At 36.8% G+C, this 26,038-nt stretch carries 27 protein-coding genes; 8 read left to right on the top strand and 19 right to left on the bottom strand.

Annotated elements, in window-relative coordinates; all coding sequences use genetic code 11:
* Positions 1-59: 59 nt before the first annotated feature.
* Positions 60-713 (bottom strand): YkyA family protein, encoded by a 654-nt coding sequence (locus tag P9E47_RS11890; protein WP_039956996.1) that lies wholly within the window; start codon positions 711-713, stop codon positions 60-62.
* Between the two features lie 208 nt (positions 714-921).
* Between P9E47_RS11890 and def the strand changes: the two genes are divergently transcribed.
* From def to rnjA, 3 genes are all read left to right on the top strand, one after another.
* Positions 922-1,473: a peptide deformylase gene (gene def, locus P9E47_RS11885; RefSeq protein ID WP_326151679.1), complete on the top strand. Its 552-nt coding sequence runs from the start codon at positions 922-924 to the stop codon at positions 1,471-1,473.
* Positions 1,474-1,847: 374 nt separating this feature from the next.
* Positions 1,848-2,057, top strand: coding sequence for a DNA-dependent RNA polymerase subunit epsilon (locus P9E47_RS11880; RefSeq protein ID WP_003330025.1), 210 nt, complete (start codon positions 1,848-1,850; stop codon positions 2,055-2,057).
* 3 nt (positions 2,058-2,060) lie between these two features.
* The gene (gene rnjA / locus P9E47_RS11875) at positions 2,061-3,728 is read left to right on the top strand and encodes a ribonuclease J1 (RefSeq protein ID WP_003330026.1); all 1,668 of its coding nucleotides are present in this window, start codon (positions 2,061-2,063) and stop codon (positions 3,726-3,728) included.
* A gap of 153 nt (positions 3,729-3,881) precedes the next feature.
* Here the strand turns inward: rnjA and P9E47_RS11870 are convergent, their stop codons facing one another.
* The 5 genes from P9E47_RS11870 to P9E47_RS11850 form a co-directional block, all read right to left on the bottom strand.
* Positions 3,882-4,547: a potassium channel family protein gene (locus P9E47_RS11870; RefSeq protein WP_003330027.1), complete on the bottom strand. Its 666-nt coding sequence runs from the start codon at positions 4,545-4,547 to the stop codon at positions 3,882-3,884.
* A 107-nt stretch (positions 4,548-4,654) separates the two neighbouring features.
* The gene (locus P9E47_RS11865; protein WP_003330028.1) at positions 4,655-4,900 is read right to left on the bottom strand and encodes a YkuS family protein; all 246 of its coding nucleotides are present in this window, start codon (positions 4,898-4,900) and stop codon (positions 4,655-4,657) included.
* Between the two features lie 53 nt (positions 4,901-4,953).
* Complete coding sequence (locus P9E47_RS11860) at positions 4,954-6,390, bottom strand: MDR family MFS transporter (RefSeq protein ID WP_157382063.1); 1,437 nt, start codon at positions 6,388-6,390, stop codon at positions 4,954-4,956.
* 80 nt (positions 6,391-6,470) lie between these two features.
* Positions 6,471-6,917, bottom strand: coding sequence for a cyclic-di-AMP-binding protein CbpB (gene cbpB, locus P9E47_RS11855; protein WP_003330030.1), 447 nt, complete (start codon positions 6,915-6,917; stop codon positions 6,471-6,473).
* Between the two features lie 200 nt (positions 6,918-7,117).
* A complete protein-coding gene (locus P9E47_RS11850) occupies positions 7,118-7,363 on the bottom strand; it encodes a YkuJ family protein (RefSeq protein WP_003330032.1) in 246 nt (81 codons plus the stop codon).
* 147 nt (positions 7,364-7,510) lie between these two features.
* Here P9E47_RS11850 and P9E47_RS11845 point away from each other — a divergent pair, with 147 nt between their 5' ends.
* On the top strand, positions 7,511-8,470 hold the full coding sequence (locus P9E47_RS11845; RefSeq protein WP_003330033.1) for an MBL fold metallo-hydrolase: 960 nt from the start codon (positions 7,511-7,513) through the stop codon (positions 8,468-8,470).
* 33 nt (positions 8,471-8,503) lie between these two features.
* Here P9E47_RS11845 and P9E47_RS11840 read toward each other — a convergent pair whose 3' ends face one another.
* From P9E47_RS11840 to P9E47_RS11825, 4 genes are all read right to left on the bottom strand, one after another.
* Complete coding sequence (locus P9E47_RS11840) at positions 8,504-8,992, bottom strand: DUF3993 domain-containing protein (RefSeq protein WP_003330034.1); 489 nt, start codon at positions 8,990-8,992, stop codon at positions 8,504-8,506.
* 46 nt (positions 8,993-9,038) lie between these two features.
* A complete protein-coding gene (locus P9E47_RS11835; RefSeq protein ID WP_157382062.1) occupies positions 9,039-9,185 on the bottom strand; it encodes a hypothetical protein in 147 nt (48 codons plus the stop codon).
* Between the two features lie 310 nt (positions 9,186-9,495).
* Positions 9,496-10,707, bottom strand: coding sequence for an EAL domain-containing protein (locus P9E47_RS11830; RefSeq protein ID WP_003330036.1), 1,212 nt, complete (start codon positions 10,705-10,707; stop codon positions 9,496-9,498).
* Between the two features lie 201 nt (positions 10,708-10,908).
* Complete coding sequence (locus P9E47_RS11825) at positions 10,909-12,087, bottom strand: pyridoxal-phosphate-dependent aminotransferase family protein (RefSeq protein ID WP_003330037.1); 1,179 nt, start codon at positions 12,085-12,087, stop codon at positions 10,909-10,911.
* 157 nt (positions 12,088-12,244) lie between these two features.
* Here P9E47_RS11825 and P9E47_RS11820 point away from each other — a divergent pair, with 157 nt between their 5' ends.
* Positions 12,245-13,129, top strand: coding sequence for a metallophosphoesterase (locus tag P9E47_RS11820; protein WP_003330038.1), 885 nt, complete (start codon positions 12,245-12,247; stop codon positions 13,127-13,129).
* A 69-nt stretch (positions 13,130-13,198) separates the two neighbouring features.
* Here the strand turns inward: P9E47_RS11820 and P9E47_RS11815 are convergent, their stop codons facing one another.
* The 3 genes from P9E47_RS11815 to P9E47_RS11805 form a co-directional block, all read right to left on the bottom strand.
* The gene (locus P9E47_RS11815; protein ID WP_003330039.1) at positions 13,199-15,313 is read right to left on the bottom strand and encodes an RNA degradosome polyphosphate kinase; all 2,115 of its coding nucleotides are present in this window, start codon (positions 15,311-15,313) and stop codon (positions 13,199-13,201) included.
* Positions 15,314-15,373: 60 nt separating this feature from the next.
* Positions 15,374-16,903 (bottom strand): Ppx/GppA family phosphatase, encoded by a 1,530-nt coding sequence (locus P9E47_RS11810; protein ID WP_003330040.1) that lies wholly within the window; start codon positions 16,901-16,903, stop codon positions 15,374-15,376.
* A 91-nt stretch (positions 16,904-16,994) separates the two neighbouring features.
* On the bottom strand, positions 16,995-17,474 hold the full coding sequence (locus tag P9E47_RS11805) for a PCYCGC motif-containing (lipo)protein (protein ID WP_326161990.1): 480 nt from the start codon (positions 17,472-17,474) through the stop codon (positions 16,995-16,997).
* Positions 17,475-17,678: 204 nt separating this feature from the next.
* On the opposite strand from P9E47_RS11805, the gene P9E47_RS11800 reads away from it, so the two are divergent.
* Complete coding sequence (locus P9E47_RS11800) at positions 17,679-18,128, top strand: YkyB family protein (RefSeq protein ID WP_003330043.1); 450 nt, start codon at positions 17,679-17,681, stop codon at positions 18,126-18,128.
* A 23-nt stretch (positions 18,129-18,151) separates the two neighbouring features.
* Here the strand turns inward: P9E47_RS11800 and P9E47_RS11795 are convergent, their stop codons facing one another.
* The 5 genes from P9E47_RS11795 to P9E47_RS11775 all read right to left on the bottom strand — a co-directional run bounded on the left by P9E47_RS11795 (position 18,152) and on the right by P9E47_RS11775 (position 22,532).
* A complete protein-coding gene (locus P9E47_RS11795) occupies positions 18,152-18,910 on the bottom strand; it encodes an energy-coupling factor ABC transporter ATP-binding protein (protein WP_035198166.1) in 759 nt (252 codons plus the stop codon).
* A gap of 5 nt (positions 18,911-18,915) precedes the next feature.
* On the bottom strand, positions 18,916-19,614 hold the full coding sequence (locus P9E47_RS11790) for an ABC transporter permease (protein ID WP_003330045.1): 699 nt from the start codon (positions 19,612-19,614) through the stop codon (positions 18,916-18,918).
* Between the two features lie 13 nt (positions 19,615-19,627).
* Positions 19,628-20,527, bottom strand: coding sequence for a substrate-binding domain-containing protein (locus P9E47_RS11785; RefSeq protein ID WP_003330046.1), 900 nt, complete (start codon positions 20,525-20,527; stop codon positions 19,628-19,630).
* Position 20,528: 1 nt separating this feature from the next.
* Positions 20,529-21,455 carry a helix-turn-helix transcriptional regulator gene (locus tag P9E47_RS11780; RefSeq protein WP_003330047.1) on the bottom strand — a complete coding sequence of 309 codons (927 nt, stop codon included), beginning with the start codon at positions 21,453-21,455 and terminating at the stop codon, positions 20,529-20,531.
* A 168-nt stretch (positions 21,456-21,623) separates the two neighbouring features.
* Positions 21,624-22,532, bottom strand: a complete 909-nt coding sequence (locus tag P9E47_RS11775; protein ID WP_003330048.1) for a chemotaxis protein — start codon at positions 22,530-22,532, stop codon at positions 21,624-21,626.
* A 167-nt stretch (positions 22,533-22,699) separates the two neighbouring features.
* Between P9E47_RS11775 and P9E47_RS11770 the strand changes: the two genes are divergently transcribed.
* Both P9E47_RS11770 and trpB read left to right on the top strand, forming a co-directional pair.
* On the top strand, positions 22,700-23,056 hold the full coding sequence (locus P9E47_RS11770; protein ID WP_326163537.1) for a hypothetical protein: 357 nt from the start codon (positions 22,700-22,702) through the stop codon (positions 23,054-23,056).
* 76 nt (positions 23,057-23,132) lie between these two features.
* Complete coding sequence (gene trpB, locus P9E47_RS11765; RefSeq protein ID WP_003330050.1) at positions 23,133-24,308, top strand: tryptophan synthase subunit beta; 1,176 nt, start codon at positions 23,133-23,135, stop codon at positions 24,306-24,308.
* 64 nt (positions 24,309-24,372) lie between these two features.
* Here the strand turns inward: trpB and P9E47_RS11760 are convergent, their stop codons facing one another.
* Entirely contained in the window at positions 24,373-25,995 is a 1,623-nt protein-coding gene (locus P9E47_RS11760) for a methyl-accepting chemotaxis protein (protein WP_003330051.1), read from the bottom strand.
* Between the last annotated feature and the right edge of the window lie 43 nt (positions 25,996-26,038).

Below are 26,038 nucleotides of genomic sequence, written 5' to 3'. Positions count from 1 at the left end.
ACATAAAAAAAGCCTACTCGAAAGTGAACGGCACTTTCCAAGTAGACTTTATCAATGAGTTATTTTGCTGTATCATCAAATACAACATTCAAATCTGCAGCAAGATAAAACTCCTTTTTCTTTTTATTGTATGTATCTGTCAATTCGTTAAACCTTTCATTTTCCTTCACAACGTTATCATACATCTCATTAATTTTTTTGACCTGCATTTCGAGCTGTTCTAATGTCAGTTCTTCTTTTTGGAACATTTCATATAATTCACGGTCCAACGCAATTGCGTTTTTATAATTTTTATAAAGCTTGTCATAAGATTCATAACGTTGATTCATAACCTTTAATAAATCTTCAGCAATGGTCTTCATTTTTTCATCTTTAAGTTTACCAACTTTTGATTCAGTTAATAAAAACTCTTTTTTAGATGATTCGATACTTTCTTTTTCTTTTTCAATCCTTGATTCACGCTCATTAACAACTTCTATAGCCTCTTGGGATAACCCTTTGATTTGTTCGAATTCAGACATCCCCAGCTTAATGATTTTTTCATATATTGTTTGTTCCTTCTTTTCAAGTTCAACGAGTGGCTGTTGTTGCTTTTCAAAATTGGCTTCCAATCCTACCGCATTTTCTAAATGGGTAAATATTTCTTCCTCAGCTGACATGCCGCAACCGGATAATAACGCAATACATGCGATTACAAATAAAAAGTTCTTCATTAAGTACAATGGCTTGCTCCTCCTTGTCTCAAAGTATTATTATAAGTTCTTGTGTTTCGAATGACAACCTGAATACTGTAATTTCCCATCATTATTTATTTAATTCTATAGTATGCGCTTGTCCAATTAAATAGTCTTTTTTCTAAAAGGAAAAAATGTGCTAAACTAAATTTACTTATCAAAAGGGAAACATAGGAGGAGACCATAATTGATTACTATGGATGATATTGTCCGCGAAGGACATCCGACATTGCGAGAAAAAGCAGCAGATGTTGTTTTGCCAGCATCAACGGAAGATAAAGAAACCCTAACAAAAATGATAGAATTTGTTATTAATAGCCAAGATCCCGAAATTTCCGCAAAATATGGACTGCGTCCAGGAATCGGGCTTGCGGCACCGCAACTTGGAATTCCTAAAAGAATGATAGCTATTCACGTTACTGATGATAATGATGAGTTATATAGCTATGCTTTATTTAATCCCAAAATTGTCAGTCACTCAACTCAAAAAAGTTATTTAGCCGGCGGTGAAGGATGTTTATCTGTTGACCGCGAAGTGCCTGGGTTTGTCCCAAGATATGCAAAAATTACAGTGAAAGCTGTTGATTTAGAAGGCAAAGAAGTCAAAATCCGTTTAAAAGGATTGCCAGCCATCGTTTTTCAACATGAGATTGATCATTTAAACGGAATTATGTTTTATGACCACATTAATCAAGATGATCCATTCCAAAAACTAGAAGATGCGATTGTTATCGAATAAGTAAGTAAATAATACATGAAATTGCAAAAAAGGCTGGCGTTTTTTATGTCGGCCTTTTTGCTATGTCGTTTCCATTAACCCCCATGAAACAAAAAAAGGATAATACACATAATAAGATCAAATAAAAAACAGTATAAAAATCATGAGAACGGAGATGAATGTATATGTTCAAGCGATTAAAAGAAAGAATTAGAGCACATATGAAGGATTTATTTGGTCGAAAAACGATAGCATAACCTTATTTCAAAGAAATGTTTTGGATCGAAAACCTATACCAAAGATAAGCTTTTGTAGAAAAAAAATGAAAAAGATTTAAATTTCCGCTATAATGAACAAAGATAATTATTTGGAAAAGGCAAGGAGAGATTGTTAGGATGATTTATAAAGTATTTTTTCAAGAGATAAAAACTGAAGTACCCGTTCGAGAACGTACAAAAACTATTTATGTAGAAGCAGAATCTGAAAGAGATGTACGGACTAAATTAGCGGAAAAAAAATATAATATTGAATTTATTCAAAAGCTTGATGAAGCTCATCTTGAGTATGAAAAGCGATCCGAAAACTTTGTATTGGAGAATGTATAGGTTATGAAATTTTTAAAAGAAGATCAAGTTGCAGTATTTGCTTTAGGTGGGATGGGTGAAATTGGAAAAAATACGTATGCCATTCAATATAAGGATGAAATCATCGTTATTGACGCCGGTATTAAATTCCCTGAGGACGAGCTGTTAGGGATTGACTATGTAATCCCGGACTATACGTATTTAGTCAAAAATGAAGACAAGATTAAAGGTGTTTTTATAACACACGGACATGAAGACCACATCGGGGGAATACCTTATTTACTCCGTCAATTAAATGTACCTATTTATGGCGGCAAGCTCGCTTTAGGTTTAATTAAAAACAAATTGGAAGAGCATGGGTTGTTACGTCAGGCAAAATTAATCGATATTAAAGAGGATGATGTGATAAAATTCCAACATTTATCTGTTGGATTTTATCGAACTACCCATAGTATCCCTGATGCCTATGGAATTGTTGTAAATACTCCACAAGGCAATATTGTTCATACCGGTGATTTTAAATTTGATTTCACCCCTGTTGGTGAACCGGCAAATTTAACAAAAATGGCTGAAATCGGAAAAGAGGGTGTTCTCTGCCTTCTTTCAGATAGTACAAACAGTGAAATCCCTGATTTTACAATGTCTGAAAGACGTGTTGGCGAGAGCATTCATGAAATCTTCCGTAAAGTAGATGGGCGAATTATTTTTGCGACATTTGCATCCAATATTCATCGCCTCCAACAAGTAGTCGAAGCTGCTGTAAAAAACAATCGAAAAGTCGTTGTTTTTGGACGGAGTATGGAAGCAGCAATCCAAATTGGACTTGATTTAGGCTATATTAAGGCTCCCAAAGATACTTTCATCGAGGCTTCGCAAATTAATCGATTGCCTAGTAATCAGGTCACAATCCTTTGTACAGGCAGTCAGGGGGAACCAATGGCGGCACTTTCACGTATCGCCAATGGAACCCATCGTCAAATACAAATCAATCCAGGGGATACAGTAGTCTTTTCATCATCACCAATACCTGGTAATACTATCAGTGTCAGCCGGGTCATTAATAGTCTATATCGTGCCGGTGCAGAAGTCATTTATGGTCCATTAAGCGATATCCATACGTCAGGACATGGCGGACAGCAGGAACAGAAACTAATGCTTCGCTTAATGAAACCGAAGTTTTTCATGCCTATTCACGGTGAATACCGGATGCTTAAAATGCATACGAAGCTTGCGATTGATTGCGGTGTGCTTCCTGAGAACAATTTTATTATGGATAACGGTGATGTTCTTGCATTAACAAGTAAAGAAGCCTCTGTTGCTGGAAAAATTACGTCTGGATCGGTTTATGTAGATGGCAACGGTGTCGGTGATATCGGAAATATCGTATTACGTGACCGCCGCATTTTATCCGAAGAAGGTTTAGTCATCGTAGTCGTAAGTATTGATATGAAGGAATTTAAAATTATGGCTGGGCCGGATTTAATTTCAAGAGGTTTTGTTTATATGAGAGAGTCCAGCGATCTTATAAATGATGCGCAAGGCTTAATTGCTAAACATCTTGAAAAAATTATGGAACGTAAAACAACACAATGGTCGGAAATTAAAAATGAAATCACAGACGTTTTAGGACCATTTTTATATGAAAAAACAAAACGCAAACCAATGATACTACCAATTATCATGGAAATTTAAATAGAAAAGCGGAAGCATCCGTTAAGCGACGAATAAGACTTGCGCACATCGACTGAGATAAAGGATATCCGGCGATGTGCAGCGTGAAACCTCTCTTATTGACTTAGTCGCTGGATGCTGGAGCTAGACAAAAACCGCCTTTAGGCGGTTTTTTTATGCATGATCCAATATACTTTTTCCAAATCTATCAATATCTCTATCAGCACCGATCACAATTAAAATATCGCCCTCTTGGATGATTTCTTTTGCCATAGGCGATACAATAATTTGATTTTGTCTTTTTATGGCAACGACGTTACAGCCAAACTTCGCACGAACATCCATTTCAATTAAGGTTTTACCGTCCATTTTTTTGCTTGCCATTAATTCAACAATACTATGTTCATCCGACAATTCAAGATAATCCAAAACATTGGTAGAGATCATATTGTTCGCAATTCTTCTACCCATATCGCGTTCCGGATGGACAATTTCATCGGCACCGATTTTGGCAAGCACTTTTTCATGGTAATCATTCAAAGCTTTCACCGTTATTTTTTTGACTCCCAATTCCTTTAAGATCAAGGTCGTTAAAATACTTGCTTGGATATTATCACCAATCGCTACGATTACATGGTCAAAATTACGAATTCCCAAGTCTTTTAGTGTAGTTTCATCCGTAGTATCAGCCACAACAGCCTGTGAAACAATATTCGAAAATTCATGGACTCTATCTTCATCAATATCAATCGCTAACACTTCCATTCCCTCTTGGGCAAGTGTCCGGCAAATGCTCCCGCCGAAACGGCCGAGTCCAATTACGACGAATTCTTTTTTCATTTCTATTCCTCCATATTATCGTTCGTTCCTGTACACATCATTGTAGCATAATACAGAGGAAAAAATAAAAGGAACCTCTCTGGTTCCTTTCTAAAAGTTATTTTATGTTATTGATTAATCCGATTGTCAAGCTCTTGACAAATTTGCTCCGCTGTTAGTCCACTTGCTTCAATAACCGGGCCCTTAATAACTGTGTTTGCAATTCCCATTACATTATTGTCAAGTCCTGTTACAACGCAGGCATCACAGTCTTTAGCGTCACTTTCTTGCTTTAATTGTACCACTTGGTATCCTTTTTCTTGTAAAGCTTGTTGAACATCTGTTAAGGATTGTTCCACACCAATCTTTGCCATAACATCATCCACCTCCTTACCTCTACATTTTTTCCTAAAATAGAAAAGTTATACTAACTTATCTTCTCTTCGGTTTCAGGCATAAAAAATACGAGAGCTAACGTTAGGATTGCGATAATCAATACACCCCAATAAACGGTGTGCAAGGACATTGTTAGACCCTCCTGTAGAATGCTTTTTGTAGATTGTACCAATTGGTCCCGCTGCCCTTCATTGAGAAGTGAATTAGCAGTTTCCAACGTGATGGTATCCTCTAATCCTTGTTTCATGATAAACGATTGTAGTCTGCTATTTAATAGCCCGCCTAAGAAGGCTGCCCCAACAGCACTTCCTAATGTGCGCATAAACATATTCGCCGCCGTGGCAATCCCCCTTACATTCCATCCAACCGTGCTTTGAATTGATACAATAAAGGAGGTCGTTGTTAATCCCATACCAAATCCAATAAAGAAGGAACCTAAAGCCGCCCAAATCGGTCCTTTTTCCGGCGACAACGTAACGAAAATTAAGGAACCAATTATTAACGCAAATCCACCTGTGACCGTCAATTTACGATAACCAATGTTTATAACCATTTTTCCTGCAATTGCAGACGCAATTGGCCAGCCGATCGACATCGTTGTTAAAGTAAAACCGGCAATCATAGGGGACTCTTCCATTACACCTTGGACAAACGCTGGAAGAAAGCTTGACACTCCCATCATAATGATTCCGGTTGTAAAGGAGGCAAGGTTTGAAATACTGATCGCCCTATACTTCCATATATGAAAAGGCATCATCGGTTCTACAGCTTTTTTCTCTTGCAATATAAATAGGATAATGCCCACACTGAACAAAAGGAGCAAGCTAATGATCTGCCATGAATTCCATGCCCAATGAACTCCTCCTTCAACAAGCACAAGCATTAACGCACTAATAAATATAACTAGCAAAATAGAACCGGGATAATCAATCGTATGCTTCTTCTTTTCAACATCTTCATGGAGAAACAGGATAACACCAATAATAGCCAATATACCAAGAGGAATGTTCATCCAAAAAACATAGACCCAGCTAACATATTTAACAAAAACACCGCCCAGCACAGGTCCCAATACAGCTGATATTCCCCAAACACTCGATAAATAGCCTTGAATAGAAGCCCGTTCTTCCTTCGTATAAATATCACCAACAATCGTTGTGGCGATCGGCATAACAGCACCCGCACCAAACCCTTGTATAAATCTAAATAATATAAGCATTTCCATTGATGTAGCAAAACCGCATAATAAAGAGCCAAGTAGGAAAATGCTGACGCCGACAACGAATACTGGCTTTCTGCCAACTAGATCCGCTATTTTACCGTAAATGAGGATAGTCGCAACTTGCATTAATAAATACGAGGAGAATACCCAGCTATATAATGAAAAGCCGCCTAAATCAGAAACAATGCTAGGCATAGCTGTAGATACAATCGTGGCCTCTACTGCAGACATAAACATGGACAGCATTACCGCTGCTAATACGAAAGTTTTCTTAGTTTTCCCTTGACTCAAAGATCAGTACCTCCTTAAAGCTAAGACTCGTTCTTTTATGATTGCATTGATTTATTAAGGTTTTTCGCAAACAATTTGATAATCGTCCTTCTTGTCAGAATTCCTCTAAAAAAACCTTGATCATCCTCAATGCATACAAATGGATGATTAATGGTTAATCCTAATGCCCTCATAAAATCATGATTCACTTTTAAAGTCGGTATACTGGAATTCATCACATCCTCTACTTTCAACTGCGACAACTTTTCCATCTCAAAAGATTGGATTCCAAGCACCGTATCCATAATCATGGTAGTGCTGATTAAACCCTTTAATCTATACGCATGATCCAAAACCGGCACCGCCGAATAGCCAGATTTCGTTAATACCAACAAGGCATGCTCAAGCGGATTATCAAATTGAACATGTGCGACCTTATCTGAACTCACCATTAATTCTTCAATTTTTGTATTTAAGATAATTTCTTTATCAAAACTGTACATCTGTTGCCCCACCCCTTCTAGAAGTATTATTTCACAGACCTCTATTATCATTTTTCTGTAAACGCTTTCTCTAATTTTCCCAATTATAATTGTAACATTAGAAAATAAAACATTTCACTAAAATTGCTCTTTCTTACCAAAATAAAAAGACCATCTCTAAAAAAGAGATAGTCTACTTATAAAAGTACAAACTAAATGGACTATTCGTCTGCACTCATGATTTCAAATACATCAATCGCGACCATATCAATATTGTCAAATTGATACGTCTTTGGCTTTTCACCAGGAGAATAAACCTCTAACTCAAACATCTTTGTGTGATCAAAATACTTTACACTACATTTCTTCTCACCGTTTTTCTCAAAATATCTTTGCTTTGGTTCGACATTATTTTCATCGTCTTGTAATGTCATTAAACGTTTTAAAATCCCATGAAGTAGTGACATTCAACTTCCCCTTTCAACACCATTTAGTTTTAGGATTCACATCCCAGTGTTTGTCCATTCTTTACTTTTCTATTTTGACAAAAAACAACCGGCTTTACAATCTAAACTATTATCACTTACAATATTTTTTAAAAGGGGGATGTAAATTTGAACAAAAAACCAGTAAATTTAGGCAATAATATTTCATTTTTTGATGTTTTTGATCTAGGTATGGAGAATCGCACAGGTACATACGTCATCCATGATGAAAAATTGACAATCGTTGAAACAAGTGCCAGCCCTTCTATTCCATATCTTTTAGAAGGACTAAAAAATTTAGAAATTGATCCTTCAGAAATTCATTATATTATTGTAACACATATTCATTTAGATCATGCGGGCGGAGCCGGTTTATTATTAAAACAGTGTCCAAACGCAAAAGTCATTGTACATCCTCGCGGGTTTCGTCATCTAATTGATCCATCCCGTTTAATTGCCGGAGCAAGGCTCGTATACGGAGATGACTTTGATCGGCTATATGATCCAATTTATCCTATCCCGGAAGATCGTCTTATCGTGAAACAGGATGGGGAAACACTTGAAATAGGAAAAAGAACGTTGACCTTCTATGACACCCCAGGCCATGCTAAACATCATTTCAGCATTCACGACAGCCTTTCAAATGGGATCTTTACGGGTGACACAATCGGAATTTATTATCAAGATGTAGAGGAATTCGATTTCTTCCTTCCATCTACATCACCTAATCAATTTGATCCGGATGATATGCTTCATTCACTGAAGAAAATTGAAGAATTAAATGTTTCTCTTATATATTTTGGCCATTTTGGCAAAAGTAATAATCCTAGTCTTGTATATTCCGAAATAAAAAAATGGTTACCGGTGTTTGTGGAAACCGGCAAGGAAATATATCTAGAACATAAGGAAATGACTTTAGAGGAGCTTACACCGTTAATCTCAGAAAACCTTTTTGGAAAAATTAAAGCCTATTTATCCGAAAAGAATATTCCGAGTAATCATAAGGTTTATACGATTTTAAAACTTGATATCGATGTTTGCTCGATGGGGCTTGCCGATTATTTTATAAGAATAGAAAATAAAAAATAGAAAAAAATCGGAGCTACAGTAGTGGCTCCGATTTTATTTGATGGATGGTTTATCTTCACTTACGAGATAATCGCTAATCTTCCATCCGGCTTTCGTTTTAATGATCGTGATGCTTTCATAATGCGGTTTTTCCCAAACAACTGGCCCTTCGAGTTGTGGTAAAAAATACTCGGTCACGATTATTTTATTTTTATCGGTCATAATCTTCGTGTTAACGTCATATGAATACATTGGAATAAAGTAGTCGAATACGTCCGTACCATACATAATAAATCCTTCAGGTTCAGAGAAAATATGTTCAGCGACAAATAGTTTTTGGTAATCATCTGTGAAGTATGGTGAAAGAACATCACTTATTTCTTGTTCTGAACGAAACTTATCGCCTAACGAAAGCTGGGCTGATAATGCCTCCTGCAGAAAAAGAAATGTTTCTTCCCTTGTCATCGAAACATTTTCTGCAGAAATAAAATGAACTTGTCCGATTAATAGCAATAATAAAAGTGCCCAAATTTTTACCCGCATGAAATCACCCTTTCACAAAAAGTGCCCCCAAAAAAGGGGTGTGAATTTATTCCTCACGTAAGCTATCTAAAATACTAGTTCCTTTTTGAATATTAATTTCAATTGGAACAACATGAACTTCCTCATTACAAATTGGACAAATCGAAAAGCTATGCATTATATTACAACATTTCTTACATGTATATTTCATCATTAATTGACCTTCCTCTCCTGGATGCAAGTTAAATACTGGATTACGTTCATCCCACAACTTATGGTAGTAGGACTTCTTTTGAATATAGTTAAATTTTATCAAGGTATTATACGCGATACGACTATTTTCGTTCGTAAAATAACCTCACCATTAGACAGTTAATTTTGGAGTAAAATGTTAGAATGACACGACTTTCCGCCAACTATGGCGGAAGTCGATGTCATTCTTATACTATCGACAAGAGAGGTCATAATTTCTGATAGTATAAAAAAAAGACAAGGCTGTCTAAGGTTGAGACAGCCTTGTCTTTTTAAAGTAGATTTTCATGTTCAAAAAGAAAACTATAGGAAAGGTCAATAAAGATATACAATTGTTCAGATATCGGAAACGAAAATGTCCGGGTAACTTCACCCGTTTCAACGTCGCTGTATAAATCAGATAAAATCCCGCGTTTATCATAATTCATCCTAACAATATTCTCTAAAAAATACGGCCGCCAGCTCCAATTTTTATTTTTGTATTCCGCTTGTAAAACCCACTCTCCAGCCTGTGACTTATAAAGATTGGCTGATTGTTGAAATCCCTCACCATCACATATATAAATTCGAAAGCTTTCCTTAGAAAATACCTGCGACACATTAAATAAAAGCTGGTCATAATCCCTCGTTTTTAACTTAGTATTCAGTTGGTACATTCGATTTGTAAATTCATTGCAAATTTCATATTGCGCTGATAATTTCTTTTTTTCATGGGTTATAAAACTGTGAAATTCCTTCTTTAAAAATTCCTTACGGTAGTTTTTATCAATGATAGCTTGCTCCGGCTTTGCTAGGTAGAATCCTTGGTAATAACGGCCCCCATTTCGCCATGCATATTGAAGCTGAAACAACATTTCGATATCCTCATAAAGGAGGGCCGCCCCAACCCTCCTAGCTAATAAAGACAACGAATATAATATATCCAAATACGATTGAGCCGTTGTTGTCTGCCTTAATAAAGAAAGGTCCACCTTTAAAATATCCGGATTCAACATTCTTAAGCGTTCAAGATTGCTGCCTTCTTTCCCAACATTATCAATCGCTAATTTAATGCCATATGTACGTAAATAAGTTAATACATGATTAAGTTGTTCGATATCCCCGTGATAATTATGTTCTGTTATCTCAAGAACAATCCGTTTCAAATCCAACCCCTGCTCTTGAAATGACAACAATAAATGCAAAAGAGAATCACCGCGGTCAAGCATCAATAAGTTTGGATTACGATTAATAAAAATAGTGATTTCACTAAATTCAGAGAGTTCCTGTAAAGCTTTTTTTGTAATAAAATCGTCAACTTCTAATCTATACTCATCTGGAACAGATTCATCCTCAAAAAAAGAACCAATACTGTGGAAGTCTTGATCCACTTTCATTCTTCCAAGTACTTCATATCCAATGATCTCATGATCATCAGCGCTGAATATTGGCTGATAGAAGGGTAATAACGATTCTTTATTTGTTAATATTTCTAACGGATCCATTCGTCCCACCTCAAACTTCCCCATCTCTGTTTATTTTATTGCAATCTTAAGCTATTCTAACATAATTATACAAAAATATCCTTAGAAAGACATGGCTTACCGCCAATAATGGCGGAAGTCGATGTCCTTTCTTATACTATAATCCATAAAATTATATGCTCATAGTACAACAAAAAACCTATCAGAAATAAATCTGATAGGTCATTCGTTTTCACGAATATAACGGTTAGCTGCTTCTAAAGCGGCTCCAGAAATAAAATGATATCCATGTTCGCGCAGGACATCTTCGATTGCAGCTAATGCATAGGTCACATTTTCTTGGCGTGCATTATATCCCATGAGACCGATACGCCAAATTTTACCCTTCAATTCTCCTAAGCCTCCACCAATTTCAAGACCGTACTTTTGCAATAATCGCTTTCGAACTTCAACATCTTGGATATTCGTTGGAATACGAACCGCCGTTAATTGGTGCAGTCTATGCTTCTCGTTCACGAGTAGTTCTAAGCCCATTGCTTCTAGACCTGCATGTAATGCCCTACCATATAGCGCATGACGATGAAACACATTTTCCAAACCTTCATCGACAATAAGTCGTAAGGCCTTACGTAAAGAGTAGATCATTGTAATTGGAGCAGTATGATGGTAAAAACGTTCCTCACCCCAATAATTCTGAATCATCGAAAGATCTAAATACCAGCTTTGTACTTTGCTTTTTCGATTCGCTGATACTTCCAAGGCACGTGGACTTAATGTAACAGGTGCAAGTCCCGGAGGTGCACTCAAGCACTTCTGAGTCCCGCTATAGGCTGCATCAATTCCATATTCATCAATCTTTGTTGGAATTCCGCCAATTGATGTCACCATATCACAAACAAAAAGAGCATGATGACGATGTACAATCTCGCTTAATTCTTGCAAAGGCTGCCGGACGCCAGTAGAAGTTTCAGCATGCACAACCGCTACCAGTTTAATATCTTTGTGTTGTTGCAGAACCTCTTCAACCTTTTCAGGACGGATAATATCTCCCCAAGCACCCTCTACTTGGATTACTTCAGCCCCACATCTAAGAGCGACATCTACCATTCTCTGTCCAAACAAACCATTTACACCAATAATAACCTTATCACCTGGTTCAACTAGATTTACAAATAATGTTTCCATTCCAGCACTGCCTGTTCCGGACATCGCAAGTGTGACTTTGTTTTCTGTCTGATAGACTTGTCTTAATAAATCCATCGTTTCATTCATTATTTCTAAAAATGCTGGATCAAGATGTCCTAAAAGTGGTGTTGCCATTGATTGAAGAACAGCCGGATGGACATCACTAGGCCCCGGACCCATTAAAATTCTTCTTGGCGGGTTTAATTGTTTAATCAATTAGTTCGACCTCCCATACCATTATTTACACATATTATAATTTCCATAGTGGAAACAGAAAATCCTGCACAAAACATTCAAAATAAAATTGTATGGAATTTAAAAGAAGTGTTATAATGGTAATTATGCGATTTTAATTTGGGATAGGTTGAGCAACATGAAAATTGAGGATGCTAAAATGACTAGAAGGTCATTTATAAAACAAATTTATAAATTGAGCTTGGGTACAATATTTCTTTCTAGTATGGGCTTTGGGTATGCCCGCTATATCGAACCGAGGCAGCTTAAAATTACAAGACACCCTTTACAGTCAGTGAAAATACCAATGAGCTTCGATGGCACTAGGATTGTGTTATTCAGTGATACACATATTGGCTTCAACTACACTGCAGACCAATTCTCAAAACTAGTAAACCTTATCAATGAAAAAGCACCTGATATAATCTTTTTTACGGGCGACCTGTTAGATGCACCGAACAAATATAAAGAAATCGGGAAGGTCACTCAGTTATTAAAGGATTTACGGGCTCCGCTCGGTAAATTCTCGATATATGGAAACCATGATCATGGGGGCTATGGTTCTGAAATCATTAAGATGATTATGGAAGAAGCCGACTTTGAATTGCTTGTCAATGAGAATAAAAAGCTCTATAACAAAATGAATGATTACATATATATTAGCGGGCTTGATGATGGGATGCTCGGCAAACCGGACCCCGTAAAGGCGTTACAAAAGATTGAAAGTGATGTATACTCGATCTTTCTTGCACACCAGCCGGATTTGGTTAAATCCATCGAAAACCTCCCAGCTGATCTCCAACTTTCAGGGCATAGCCATGGAGGACAAGTACAATTGCCCTTTTTCGGTCCAATTTTCACACCTTATGGGGCAACAACCTATTATGAAGGTTTTTATCAAGTAGGGTCGACACAGCTTTACGTTAACCGTGGAATTGGAACAACGCGAGTCCCGTTCCGTTTTTTTTCTCCACCTGAATTAACGATTTTCACGCTTAGATCTTTGAAAGGGCGATCTGAATAGACCGTCCTTTCATTATTAATGTCTAGCACCAGTTTATACGTCGCTAAACGGGCGCTTTCGCTTTTCTATCTACTCCTCATCCTCAAGAACCCGGTAAGCCATTTCAAATAAGACTTCCTGGCTATTAATAACCGGATCATTCAGCCCTCTTTTCAAATAACTATAGGTCCCATCCTCGTTCAATTCCCTAGCCTTCACGTTATCAGCAACTAATATTGAAACAATTTTAAATATCTTTTTCTTTATCACTTCATCATATATCGGGAAAAGAATTTCCACTCGTTTTACCATATTTCTTGTCATTAAATCAGCTGAGGATAAAAACACTTTTTCTTCCCTATTATGATGAAAATAATAAATCCGACTATGTTCTAAAAAACGTCCAATGATACTGCGAACCCTAATATTTTCACTAACCCCTTTTATCCCTGGTTTTAAACAACAAATCCCTCTAACAATAAGATCAATCTTCACGCCAGCCCTTGATGCTTCATACAGCTTCATAATTAATTCTTTATCCGTAAACGAATTCATTTTAAAAATAATTTTTCCGTTATTATATTTTTTATGGTATGAAATCTCCTCGTCAATTAAAGAGATCAAGTCATTTCGAATATCGAATGGGGAGACAGATAGATGATGATAAACAGGCTTCTCAGTATAACCGCTTAGATAGTTAAAAAAATTCGTGGCGTCTATGCCAAATTCTCTGTTTGAAGTTAAGAAACCTAAATCAGTATATATTTTTGCAGTAACATCATTATAATTTCCTGTTCCTAAATGAACAAATCGTTCAATATTATTATTTCTTTTTCGAACGACTAAAGTGATTTTGCTATGTGTTTTTAAGGATGTCATTCCATAAATAACATGGCAGCCAGCTTTTTCAAGCTCCTTTGCCCAATGCACATTTTTTTCCTCATCAAAACGAGCTCTTAACTCAACTGACACGGTGACCTGCTTACCGTTACTTGCCGCTCGTTTTAATGATTTTATAATGGGTGAATCCCCACTTACTCGATAGAGGGTTTGTTTTATGGCCAACACATTCGGATCATCGGCAGCTTGTGAAATAAAGTCAACAACAGCCTCAAAGGATTCATATGGATGATGCAGAAGAACATCCTTTTTTGTCAATGCTTCAAAAATATCCTCTTCACCAATTAAATCTATAGGTGGTTGCGGGATTAATGTTTGATAAGCTAAATGTTCTTTATTACCTATTATTTCATTGTAAAAACTAAATAAAAACGACAAGTCTAATGGGCCATTAAGCAGATATATATCTTTTTCATGTATTTCCAAAGTATTGGCTAAAAACTGAAGGATGTTATTGTCGATAGAATCTTCACAAACCTCTAAACGTACCGCTGCCCCCCACTTCCGTTTTTTCAGCTCTTTTTCTATTTCTTTTAGCAAGTCACGGGCACCTTCTTCATGAATCGTCATATCCGCATTTCTTGTTATTCTAAACTTCGAAATTTGCTTAACTAAATAGCCTTTAAATAGCTTATGGATGAAATAGGTGATAACATCCTCTAACAGAATGTAGCACTCCCCCCCCTCCTCGGAAGGAAACTTAATGAATCGATCCAAAACAGCCGGCACTTGAACGATGGCGAATTTCTCCTTGGATCGTTCGCTCTTTTTTTGTGGATCAACAAGTATAATGGCGAGATTGATGCTTTTATTAGCAAGCATTGGAAAATTCCGATAGGCATCAATCGCAAGCGGTGTTAAGACAGGGAAAATTTGTTCATCAAAAACTCTTTCTACAAATTGATTTTGAAGAGAAGTTAACTCCTCCATCTTACGTATAAAAATATTTTCCTTTTCTAATAAAGGCAACAATTTATCCTGATATGTGGCATACTGCAAATCAACAATTTGATGATTATTTTTCGATATGGCAGCAAGCTGTTCCTTTGGGGTTAACCCGGCTTTATTTTCCGGTTTATTAAAGCCTGCCTTTACCTGGTCCTTCAATCCTGCAACCCGTACCATAAAAAATTCATCAAGATTGTTGCTAACAATCGCTAAAAACTTCAATCTTTCTCCAAGTGGATTGCTCTCATCCAATGCCTCTTGTAATACCCTTTCATTAAATGCGAGCCAACTAAGCTCACGATTATTGTATAGAGATGGATGCCCTAAATCAATTTCTTGATTTTCCACTGTCCTCATTTTTCGGAGCCCCCTTTTTGTAAACTCCCTTTACTTATATATACTCGAGCAAGAGTCCGATTAAGCACGCGTAAAATGCAAAATAATATTTCGTTTTAAAACTTTTTCCAATTGTTTTTTCTGTTTTTCTGCATGATATTGTTCAGCCTGCCAATTGTTCGAACACATTATAATAAACATCAGATCTTCTTGCCTGTCAGCCATTTCAAGCTGTTCCACTATATTTCGTTTTGTTTCGTTTAGAGCATATGCAAGCCTCAAAACCGCTCCCAAGATTCGAATGACAACAAAATCCTCTTTAGAAATCCAGTCCGCAAATGGCTCCAGGTAATTTTTTAAATATGTTTTTGACTTAAATGAAGCAATGGCGGCTAAGCGCAGTCTCTCCTCGTGCATGAGACCATCAATTGTTCGATTCGCAAGAAGATAAAAGGTATGTTGACTACTTGCCTCATCATCAATATACCGTCCTAATTGAAATAATAATGCTGCCCGTTTTGCTTCTGTAAGCTCGGTATCTGTGATTGACAAAAATCCGAACTTCCGCAATGAAGTTAAAATAGATATGGCGATACGTGACACTTGGACTACATTATTAATGTTAATCTCGTAATCATATTCCAATTCATATAAGCTTTCCTCTAACACATTCGGAAACATTTTAATTCCAAATGGTTTTAGTAGTTCTTCATAAACAACACCATCACGAAGCCCTTTCCTACTTAGAATAAAAGAGGAGGCATGTGTGATTTGATAAAAAACATTAAAAACCTCCAGTGCCGGTATAATAATGTCAGCACGTTCCTCTGAAAGTCCTTCCACACATTGTAGCTTCTCAAGGGGTAAACAAATCAGACTGTCTTTTACTGTAGCGAGATCATGACTGGTCATTTCGTATTGATGCAAGCCCCCCAATGGGTACATTTTACGCCTTTGATCGATTTGCACTATATTACGGGCACTGCCACCTATTCCAATGATCGGTACTCGCCGCATGTCCTTAATCCATTCAATTTTATTGATTTCCTCATGTAAAAAGGTTGTTAAATGTAATAATTCGTCTGCAGTCGGAACGGGACCCTCCATAAACTGCTTTCGCAACGATAAAGCACCAAAAGGGAAGCTATGATAAAAAATTAGTTTCCGATCACGGAAATAAGTGACCTCTGTACTGCCGCCACCAACATCAATTGTGATCCCTTCGGTAATCGATGTGGAATTAATAACAGCTAAAAAACCATAATAGGCTTCTTCAAATTCAGAAAGAATTTTCACATCCAAATTTGTGAATATTTGAATGTTCTCGAGGATTTCGTGTTGATTTTTTGCATGACGAATAGTGGCTGTTGCCACCGCATTAATATTCTGAATGGCATGATATTTCGTAATTTCCTCAAAGTTTTTCAATGTACGTATTAAAATGTCCATCCCCGTCTTATCTAAATATTGCCGATCATCTAAATGGTTGCGGAGCCGGGCCATCGTCTTAATGTTTTCAATTTCCTTTAGCCTTCCATTTCTTTCATTATGATAAATGACGAGTCTCATTGTATTAGAGCCAATATCAATTATTGCAAACTTTTCTTGCATCAAACATCATTCCCATCTGCAAGGTGAACTTCTTGTATCCATTATAATATATAAAAGCAGTGGATCACTATGATCCACTGCTTTTATTATGTTATTCAGGCATTGGTGTTGGTGTTCCTTCTACACCATTATTACCATATTTTTCGTCTACAATATTGCGAATAGTCTTCAGATCCGTACCTTTTTCAAATTCTGCTTTAGCCTCACGGGCTATATCAACACAGATCCCTCAGCCAAGGCCCATGCTGTCTAATGTAGCGATATTGCCGTCAACCGAATCAATAAAACATGCAGTATTATTCGTATGTCCATCCGTTTCAAAGCAGCCGCAATAGCATGGCATATGATCTAACACTTGCGGATGTTCCGCAGCAAACGCATAAGCCTCAAGCGATTCCTTTGAACCGTATTGAGTCATCATTGGCGAAAATTCCTTCGTATCTAAATTATATTCCGCTTTAATATCCCCTGAGCCTTGTGATGTTTGTTCACTATCGTTTTCAGAAGAATTACAAGCAGATAAGCCAAATAAAAGGATGCATGATGCAACAAAGATCATGAATTTCTTCATCTAGTTACCTCCTAGTTTGCAATTATCTAGTAGTGTTTATTACTATGTAATAGTAACATGTTTTTCATGCAGTTGCCTATTAATTTGCGACAAACAACGGAATGTTCATGAAGTTGTCATCTTATTTATATAATTTATTACTAGTTGTTTTGACACTATCTATGAGTGTATAATAATAGAAGATAACTGAAAGGAGTCAAAATAATGGAATATTCAATAGATGATCTCTCCCGTGCTCTCTTCATCGTGAATCGACACGCAAAAACTGCCCCAAATCCTAAATTTCTTTATTACTTAAAGAAACAAACACTTGAAAAACTTATTCAAGATGGAAAAGCAAAAAAACTAGGCCTTCACTTTTCTAAAAATCCAAAAAATAGTCAACAACGTTCCGATTTACTTGTTTCAGTAGGTGAGTATTATTTCCATATTCCTCCCCAAAAAGCTGATTTCGAGTCATTGCCGCATCTTGGAGAACTAAATGAAACATACCGTAACCCCAAGACAAACTTACCACTTTCAAAAGCCAAGCTAATTTTACAGAGCTACACGGGTATCCGTGAATCTGATTCAGATAATAACACCCTAGGCCCACCGTCTAAACGAAAATACACAAAACCTGTATTCAAAAAACTGGGACAATCTTACTTTTAATTAAAAAATAGGCGAGCCTATGATCAGGTCATCGCCTTCTCTATTCGATCCTCATCAATTAACGGTGTCATCCATTCGTCCAAAAACTGATTAACATCATTTGTAAATCTTTTAAATGGCAGTTCCTCTACTTTTCCATAATCCACCATTTTTCCTTCGAACATTAATATAATATCTTCGCATAAATATCTCACTTCATGATAATCATGGCTAATAAATATGGTCGTTGTTCCCGTTTCTTTTAAAATTTGCTGAAAATCCTTCAATAATTTTCTTCTGGTCGGTAAGTCCAATGCAGAAAAGGGTTCGTCCAAAAATAGGATTTCCGGATTTGTAGCCATTGCCCTAGCAATGGATAATCTTTGTGCTTCTCCGCCTGAAAGATTTTTGGCCCGATCCTCTACTAAATGGTCAATTCCAAATTGTTTTAACCAATAGAAAACCGTTTCTTTGATTACCTTTTTGGGAGTCTTTCTAAACTTAAGACCAATTGCGACATTATTATATACTGTCGTATCAAGCATTAATGGCTGTTGAAAAACTACGGAAACCTTGCGTCGTTCGGTGAGGTTTACTTTACCGGGAAAAACCTGTAGGTCATTAAAATGAATGATCCCTGTAGTTGGGTTCTCTAGTAAAGCCATTAGTTTAAGGAGTGAGCTTTTACCAGCTCCATTCGGGCCTATAAGCCCTATAACTTTACCCGGCTTCACTGTTAACTCTTGAACCGATACAATTTTCTTATTTCTTTTTATAACTGTGATATCCTGTAAATCGAGCATTATTTTCACCCTTTTGCATCCTTTTGTTGCAATAACGTCAGGCCCAATGTGATTAAATAAGCTAAGAGCATCAGGATCACCGATATTCCAATCGCAACCTCTGTGTGCCCTTTAGAAACCTCCATTACTGTTGCCGTTGTTAAAACTCTTGAATATCCTTTTATATTTCCACCGACCATCTGTGAGGCGCCAACCTCTGATACGACCGCACCGAAACCGGCAATAACAGCAGCGAGTAAGGAAAAACGAGCCTCCCGCAAAACTAGAAACAACATTTGCAGCTTTGTGGCACCCAAAGCTTTGAATTGCATTCTCATTTTTTCGTCAACCTGCATTACGGCGGCACTTGTTAACCCCATTACGACTGGCGAAGCGATAACTGCTTGAGCGATCACAATCGCTGTAGGGGTAAAGATTAAATCTAACTGGCCTAATGGACCATTTCGGGCTAAAAATAAATAAACCCATAACCCAACAACAACTGGTGGAAAACCCATCATCGTGTTAACGATACTAATAATTAATCTTCTGCCGGGGAAATGAACCCATGCAAGAAATACTCCCAGAGGAATACCTATAACAAGACTTATAAATGTAGCTGACCCTGATACCTTCAGAGTCAGCCAAGTAATTTCATATATTTCTGGATCGAATGTTATGAGCATTCTAATCGCTTCTAACAAACCGCTCACAATCATTTCCATAAATAGTCACCTTTTATTTTGTATTTGCATCTGGGAAGAATAATGGTTCACCAAATTCCTCAACGCCAAATTCCCCAATCACCTTTTGAGTTTCAGGTGCAACCATAAAATCAACAAATGCTTTTGCTGCATCACCATTAATATTTTCAAACTTCTCGGGGTTAACTTGCATTACATGATAAATATTTAATAGACTTTCTTCGCCTTCAAGTATGATATCAAGGTTTAGTTCATGCTTTAGTGCCAAGTATGTGGCCCGGTCTGTTAATGAATAACCATCTTTTTCTGATGCAACCTTTAATGTTGCGCCCATACCCTGACCTGTTTCCTGGTACCATTTACCACTTGGCTCGATTTCAGCATTTTTCCATAGACCTAATTCTTTTTTATGTGTACCGGAGTCATCTCCTCGCGAAACAAATAGCGAATTATCCTCTGCTATCTTCTTAAAGGCCTCAACAGTAGATGTAAGTCCTTTAATACCTGCCGGATCTTCTTTAGGTCCAACAACAATAAAATCATTATGCATAACTAACTGATAATTTGTTACAACGCCACTATCAACTAAAGGCTGTTCAGACTCAGGAGCGTGAACTAATAATACATCCGCTTCGCCGTTCTGACCCATTTCTAATGCCTTTCCTGTGCCAACAGCTATTGTTTTAACCATAAATCCTGTTTGTTCTTCAAACATTGGTACTAATACATCCAATAATCCACTATCTTGTGTACTTGTTGTTGTGGCTAATACGAAGTCTTTTTTAACATTAGTATTTTCCGTGGCCTGTTGTTCACCTGCTTGTTCAGTAGCTGGTTTTTCTTGATTACCAGAGCATCCTGAAAAAACTACTAAAATGGCTGCCATAACGACTAGCAGAAATAATTTGTTAATATGTATTAAACTATTTTTCATCTTAATCCTCCACTATCTTTCCAATATTTTTTGTGTCATATCCCCCAAGTTGGGTAATCTTTGAGACAATACCAGGCTCATGTAATAATTGTATAAAGGCATGGCCATGGGCACTTTCATAAAAAACGGATTTCATGACAAAGTCATATACTTCTTTTTTTAATAAGATAAAGTCTAGACCAAATGCCTTAGCCGCACTTTCAGTACCCAATGCAAAATCCGCAAGACTGCGTGCGACTCTTGAAGCGGCAGCAATATGTGTCCGTTCAATATCGTCATAACCGCTTATTACGGATTGTGGCAGGTTAAGCTTCGTTAAGTAATAATCAAGCAAAATTCGGGTACCCGCTCCTTTTTGCCGATTTATGAAAGTTAAATCATCTCGTGATAGATCCTGCCAACCTGACAATTGTTTCGGGTTCCCCTTTGGAACGATCCAGCCAATATTCCGGTTAACGAAATGAATAATATGGATCCTTTCTCCAGGGAAAATTCTTTTTACGAACGGTATGTTATATTGTCCCGTCTCCTCGTCAAATAAATGGCAGCCGGCAATATCACATTTTCCATAATAAAGATTCAGTAGTCCATCCATACTTCCGGTAAAAGCAGTAAAGAATTGAAAATTTGGAATGGCGTCTCTTATTTCGGTTGCCAATGCTTCTACAGCTAAATCATGACTACCCAAAAATAAAATAGGCTGCCCATTTATACTTCCAGTAAATTCAGATGGCAAAGCCCCAGACTGTATCTGTTTTACCTGTTCATGACCATGTTTAAACTTTTCAATCGTTGCCGGATCAAATCGCATTTTCCTCCCGATTCTAATCGCTTCTAGATCACCGCGTTTAACCATTTCATAAACCGTATATTTAGATATTTTCAGTATGCTAGCTACTTCTTCAGGCTTTAATAATTCCCGTTCCAACTATTCACCTCTTTTCAAAAAAATATATTACTATCATAAACTAACAATTGCCTATTTAAAAGTGATTTCCATCATCTTTATAAGGTTTTATTTAGTTTTATTAGTTTTCGTTAGTTATTAGTTTCAAAAAAAACGAGAGCAACCCTAAAGTTACTCTCGAATCATTATTTATAGAACATGCTTATCAATAAATTTCACTAATTCTACGATCTCCGGTTTACTTACTTGTTCGGTTGCTCCTACGACTTCACCCTTATGACGCAGATCATCGGTAATTAAGGAAGAGAAAATAATAACAGGTAGAACCTTCAAATCTTTATTGTCTTTTATACGTTTTGTAAGGTGGTGTCCGTCCATTTTAGGCATTTCAATATCGGTAATGACCAATTGAACCACATCAGTAATATTTCTTCCAGAAGAAACGATACCTTCTAAATAATCTAAGGCATCCTGGCCATTTTCAAAGAATGTTAGCATACCATAACCAGCTTCCTCCAGTGTTTCTTCAAGAAGCTTTCGTAGTAACGCAGAATCCTCGGCAATCACTAATTTTTTATTGGAACGTTCTCTTGGACCAAGATTCTTTAACCGGTCTACATTTATTCCTGAGTCAGGATTAATATCAACTACAATTTTTTCATAATCTAAGAGGAGAACCATCTCATCCTTCATCTTAATAACACCGATAATTTGGCTTTCTAAGCCCGTATACATTTCATTTGGCTTTTCAATTTGATTCCATGAAATACGGTGGATTTGCGAAACAGTATGTACATGAAAAACAATTTTCGTTTTATTGAATTCACAAACGATAAATTTATCGTGCCTCGGATCTTGTGAAGGTGGAAAATTAAGAACAGTAGACATATTGACAACCGGCAATACTTCCCCGCGAAGCGTAATAATTCCCTCCACTGACGGATGGGCATGAGGAACTGTTGTTACCGGAACAGGATTAATGATTTCCTTTACTTTTATAACATTTATACCAAATTTATTATTACCTACTCCAAACTCAACGATTTCTAATTCATTTGTACCACTTTCTAATAGTATACCTTTATTATTTTGACTCATCCTTTTCGCCCTTCCATAAAAAGATATTACCTCTATTATATTTTATATTCTACTTTTTTTAAATAGAAATTGGAAAGGTTATAATTTCTAAATATTTAAAATATTCCTTTAAACAGTTAAACTTCCATGTTATGATTACAATATGCGGGCATTAAGGGGGTATTAAAGTGGGAAAGATTATCAGTTTTCATCAAAAAAAAGAACAATTTGCTAAAAAACTTTATGTTGAAGTGACTCATTTAATAGAGGATCTCTACGACTCATGCCAACAAACAGTTGGTTGGCTTCTATATTATTCTATGAAAGAAGATTACCCCACTGATGTTGTTGGATTTGGTATTGAATTATGGTGTAATTTTTGTAATGAAATAGACCCCATTATAGATGATGAAAGAAAATATGCAGCTTCGATAGAACTATTCGTTACAAGGCTATTAGAACTTGAACATTCAAATTCCAAATTTGAAATATTGTATAAATATGGGTTACATAAAATATACGATCCACGAACAATAGAGATATAGAAATGTATCTGAATATTTGGTACAATTGAATTTAGATTGATGAATACTTTTGTTGCTTTTAGAGGAGGATTTTAAGATGAGTGGAGCTCAGACAGAACAAAAAGGATTTTATGGAAATTTTGGGGGCAGTTTTGTTCCGCCGGAATTACAAGAGGCATTAAACTATATTGAAGAGCAATTTAACAAATATAAAGATGATAAAGAATTTAATGATGAATTTAAATATTATTTAAAAGAATATGTAGGTAGAGAGAACCCACTGACATTTGCGCGTAACTTAACAGCAAAGCTTGGTGGAGCTAAGATCTATCTAAAACGCGAAGATTTAAATCACATGGGCGCACATAAGGTAAATAATGTGCTTGGTCAAATCCTGCTTGCTAAACGAATGGGTGCTAAAAGAGTTATTGCCGAAACTGGCGCCGGACAACATGGTGTTGCTACGGCTATGGGTTGTGCCATGTTTAATATGGAATGTGTTATTTATATGGGGGTAGAGGATACAAAACGCCAAGCATTAAATGTATTCCGTATGGAAATGCTTGGAGCAAAAGTAATTGCAGTTTCTAATGGTCAAGGCAGACTAAAAGAAGCTGTGGATGAAGCGTTAAACGACCTTATTGCTAATTACAAAAATACATTTTATTTATTGGGTTCTGCTGTTGGACCACACCCATATCCGGCGATGGTGAAGCATTTTCAATCCATCATTAGCGAGGAATCAAAGCGCCAAATATTAGAAAAAGAAGGTCGTCTGCCAGATGCTGTCGTTGCCTGTGTTGGCGGTGGTAGTAACGCTATTGGAGCCTTCGCCCATTACATTGATGAACCTTCTGTTCGTCTTATCGGCGTAGAACCAGATCAAGCTGCTACAATTTCAGAAGGTGTTCCAGCAGTGATCCACGGTTTTAAAACATTAACGTTGTTGGATGAAGAAGGGAATCCAAGACCAACCTTCTCGATTGCGGCCGGATTAGATTATCCTGGTGTTGGACCAGAGCATAGCTATTTACATGAAATAGGTCGTGCTGAGTATTATAAAGTTTCAAACGACGAGGTACTTGATGCCTTTCAATTGCTTTGCAAAACGGAAGGAATTATACCAGCACTTGAAAGTACACATGCCGTCGCCTATGCAATCAAGCTAGCACCACAAATGAAGCCGGATGATATTATTATTGTTAATTTATCCGGACGTGGTGATAAAGATGTTCAGCATGTCTATAATCTGCTTGAAGAAAGAAGCAAATAAACACAAGAATAAGAATATAAATAAGGCCACCATTTTAGTCTAAAAAGGTGGCCTTATTTGTATTTTAATAGTGGAATCGTTTCACAATTATGCTAAGGTTTTTAGCTTCCTTTGTAAGAAGGGAAGCATCTTCTGCTAATTGATGGATACCCTCAATTTCTTTATCAACCGTTGCTGTTGTTTCCTGAACTATTTTCGTAAAATCATTAGCAATAATATTGATTTCATCTATTATTTGCTGAAGGCTTTTTCCATTGTCAGTAACAGAAATGGCGTATTGACGATTATTAGAGACAAGCTCCATTGTTTTAATCGATGCTGTTTTTAATTTATCAATAGCCTTACCCGCTTCTGCAACAAGTTCAACACCGTCACCAATTGATTTTACATTAATCTCTACTTGATCAACAGCATCCTGTAATTCATCTCTTGTTTGCTGTAATGAAGCTAGAATATCATGAGCAAATAGATTCGTCCCTTCCGCTAGCTTTCTTACTTCAGTAGCTACGACTGCAAATCCCTTACCGCTTTCTCCTGCGCGTGCAGCCTCTATCGATGCATTTAGTGCAAGTAGATTTGTTTGTTTTGCAATATCCGTGATCGAGGAAACCTTTTTCATAACAAGATCCGCATCATTCGATATCGCCCTTATCCTTTTCGCGGTTTCAACGACATTTGCTTGAATATCTCTCATCTGTTTTTGGGTAGATAGAACAGCCTTTTCACCTTCCTCGGAAGTGTGCAAAGCTTCATCTGCTCCATGAACAGCTTTTTCTACTTCATTTTGCATCGTCTCAACTAGCCCCATCATTTTATCAACCATTTCTTGCGCTAAAATGACAGAGTTACTTTGTTGTTCTGCGCCACCACGAAAGGATTGCATTGTTGCTGATACTTGATCAAACGTAGAAGATAGCATTTTAGCCGATTGTGCCTGGTGCTCACTAATTGTCCCAACGGAATCCGTCGCTTCTTCAAAATTTTTAATGATTGAGCGGAATCCTAATATCACTTTATTAATCTCGTATCCTATTTGATGAAACTCATTTCTGGCACCTTTCGTTTTCACTTCAGCGCTTAAGTCTCCGGAAGAAATCGTTTTTGTAACCCCATACCAATTTTTCAACCGATTCCTTATCGTAAAGTAGAAATAAAAGCTTACTAGAAAGGTTAATCCTGATGTCATTAAAAATACACCTAAAGACTGTGCCAACTTTAGCCCGAACATCATTGCTGTAAGCGTTGCCACAAGCCCTGGAACTAAACTTAAAATTGTAAACATCAAACCAATAAAGGGCCTGTGGATTAGTCTCCCCATTCTTAAAACATAGTGATTACCATTTTGGTCTTGTAAAATTGGGCAACAAGCATCTACTAATACTTCTCCCGTGTTTCTCGGATATAATTGTAATAAAGGTATATTAGATTTTGCCGCCCTTAAACCCACTTCATCCCCAAAATGCCCACCCTCACGCAAACGGTTTGTATGAATATAGCTTTTTCCAGTTTGGTCAACAATAACAAAGAATTCGTCACTCTTTAGCTCTCTATCTAGTACGGAACGTAGGTGTTCAATCTGTTCATGAATAGGAATCTCTGTTTTCCAGTTTTTCTTAATCATAGCCGCAACATTTTCTACCTTTTGTAATGCTTGTTTCGCAGATTTTGTTTTTAATAATCTACTCATTTTAGCCCCCCTATCTAACCCCTGTTCTGAAAATTAAAAATAT

This window comes from Schinkia azotoformans (genome assembly GCF_035811335.1).
Lineage (GTDB): Bacteria > Bacillota > Bacilli > Bacillales > Bacillaceae_J > Schinkia > Schinkia azotoformans.
Note: the sequence above shows the minus strand (reverse complement) of the source record. Positions and strands in the feature narration are given on the sequence as shown.

What these genes read in the sequence shown, in the direction of transcription:
- P9E47_RS11890 (WP_039956996.1), bottom strand. Translation starts at nt 713, where the DNA reads ATGAAGAACTTTTTATTTGTAATCGCATGTATTGCGTTATTATCCGGT.
- P9E47_RS11880 (WP_003330025.1), top strand. Translation starts at nt 1,848, where the DNA reads ATGATTTATAAAGTATTTTTTCAAGAGATAAAAACTGAAGTACCCGTT.
- rnjA (WP_003330026.1), top strand. Translation starts at nt 2,061, where the DNA reads ATGAAATTTTTAAAAGAAGATCAAGTTGCAGTATTTGCTTTAGGTGGG.
- P9E47_RS11870 (WP_003330027.1), bottom strand. Translation starts at nt 4,547, where the DNA reads ATGAAAAAAGAATTCGTCGTAATTGGACTCGGCCGTTTCGGCGGGAGC.
- P9E47_RS11865 (WP_003330028.1), bottom strand. Translation starts at nt 4,900, where the DNA reads ATGGCAAAGATTGGTGTGGAACAATCCTTAACAGATGTTCAACAAGCT.
- P9E47_RS11860 (WP_157382063.1), bottom strand. Translation starts at nt 6,390, where the DNA reads ATGCTGTCCATGTTTATGTCTGCAGTAGAGGCCACGATTGTATCTACA.
- cbpB (WP_003330030.1), bottom strand. Translation starts at nt 6,917, where the DNA reads ATGTACAGTTTTGATAAAGAAATTATCTTAAATACAAAAATTGAAGAA.
- P9E47_RS11850 (WP_003330032.1), bottom strand. Translation starts at nt 7,363, where the DNA reads ATGTCACTACTTCATGGGATTTTAAAACGTTTAATGACATTACAAGAC.
- P9E47_RS11840 (WP_003330034.1), bottom strand. Translation starts at nt 8,992, where the DNA reads ATGCGGGTAAAAATTTGGGCACTTTTATTATTGCTATTAATCGGACAA.
- P9E47_RS11835 (WP_157382062.1), bottom strand. Translation starts at nt 9,185, where the DNA reads ATGATGAAATATACATGTAAGAAATGTTGTAATATAATGCATAGCTTT.
- P9E47_RS11830 (WP_003330036.1), bottom strand. Translation starts at nt 10,707, where the DNA reads ATGGATCCGTTAGAAATATTAACAAATAAAGAATCGTTATTACCCTTC.
- P9E47_RS11820 (WP_003330038.1), top strand. Translation starts at nt 12,245, where the DNA reads ATGAAAATTGAGGATGCTAAAATGACTAGAAGGTCATTTATAAAACAA.
- P9E47_RS11815 (WP_003330039.1), bottom strand. Translation starts at nt 15,313, where the DNA reads ATGAGGACAGTGGAAAATCAAGAAATTGATTTAGGGCATCCATCTCTA.
- P9E47_RS11810 (WP_003330040.1), bottom strand. Translation starts at nt 16,903, where the DNA reads ATGCAAGAAAAGTTTGCAATAATTGATATTGGCTCTAATACAATGAGA.
- P9E47_RS11800 (WP_003330043.1), top strand. Translation starts at nt 17,679, where the DNA reads ATGGAATATTCAATAGATGATCTCTCCCGTGCTCTCTTCATCGTGAAT.
- P9E47_RS11795 (WP_035198166.1), bottom strand. Translation starts at nt 18,910, where the DNA reads ATGCTCGATTTACAGGATATCACAGTTATAAAAAGAAATAAGAAAATT.
- P9E47_RS11790 (WP_003330045.1), bottom strand. Translation starts at nt 19,614, where the DNA reads ATGGAAATGATTGTGAGCGGTTTGTTAGAAGCGATTAGAATGCTCATA.
- P9E47_RS11785 (WP_003330046.1), bottom strand. Translation starts at nt 20,527, where the DNA reads ATGAAAAATAGTTTAATACATATTAACAAATTATTTCTGCTAGTCGTT.
- P9E47_RS11775 (WP_003330048.1), bottom strand. Translation starts at nt 22,532, where the DNA reads ATGAGTCAAAATAATAAAGGTATACTATTAGAAAGTGGTACAAATGAA.
- trpB (WP_003330050.1), top strand. Translation starts at nt 23,133, where the DNA reads ATGAGTGGAGCTCAGACAGAACAAAAAGGATTTTATGGAAATTTTGGG.
- P9E47_RS11760 (WP_003330051.1), bottom strand. Translation starts at nt 25,995, where the DNA reads ATGAGTAGATTATTAAAAACAAAATCTGCGAAACAAGCATTACAAAAG.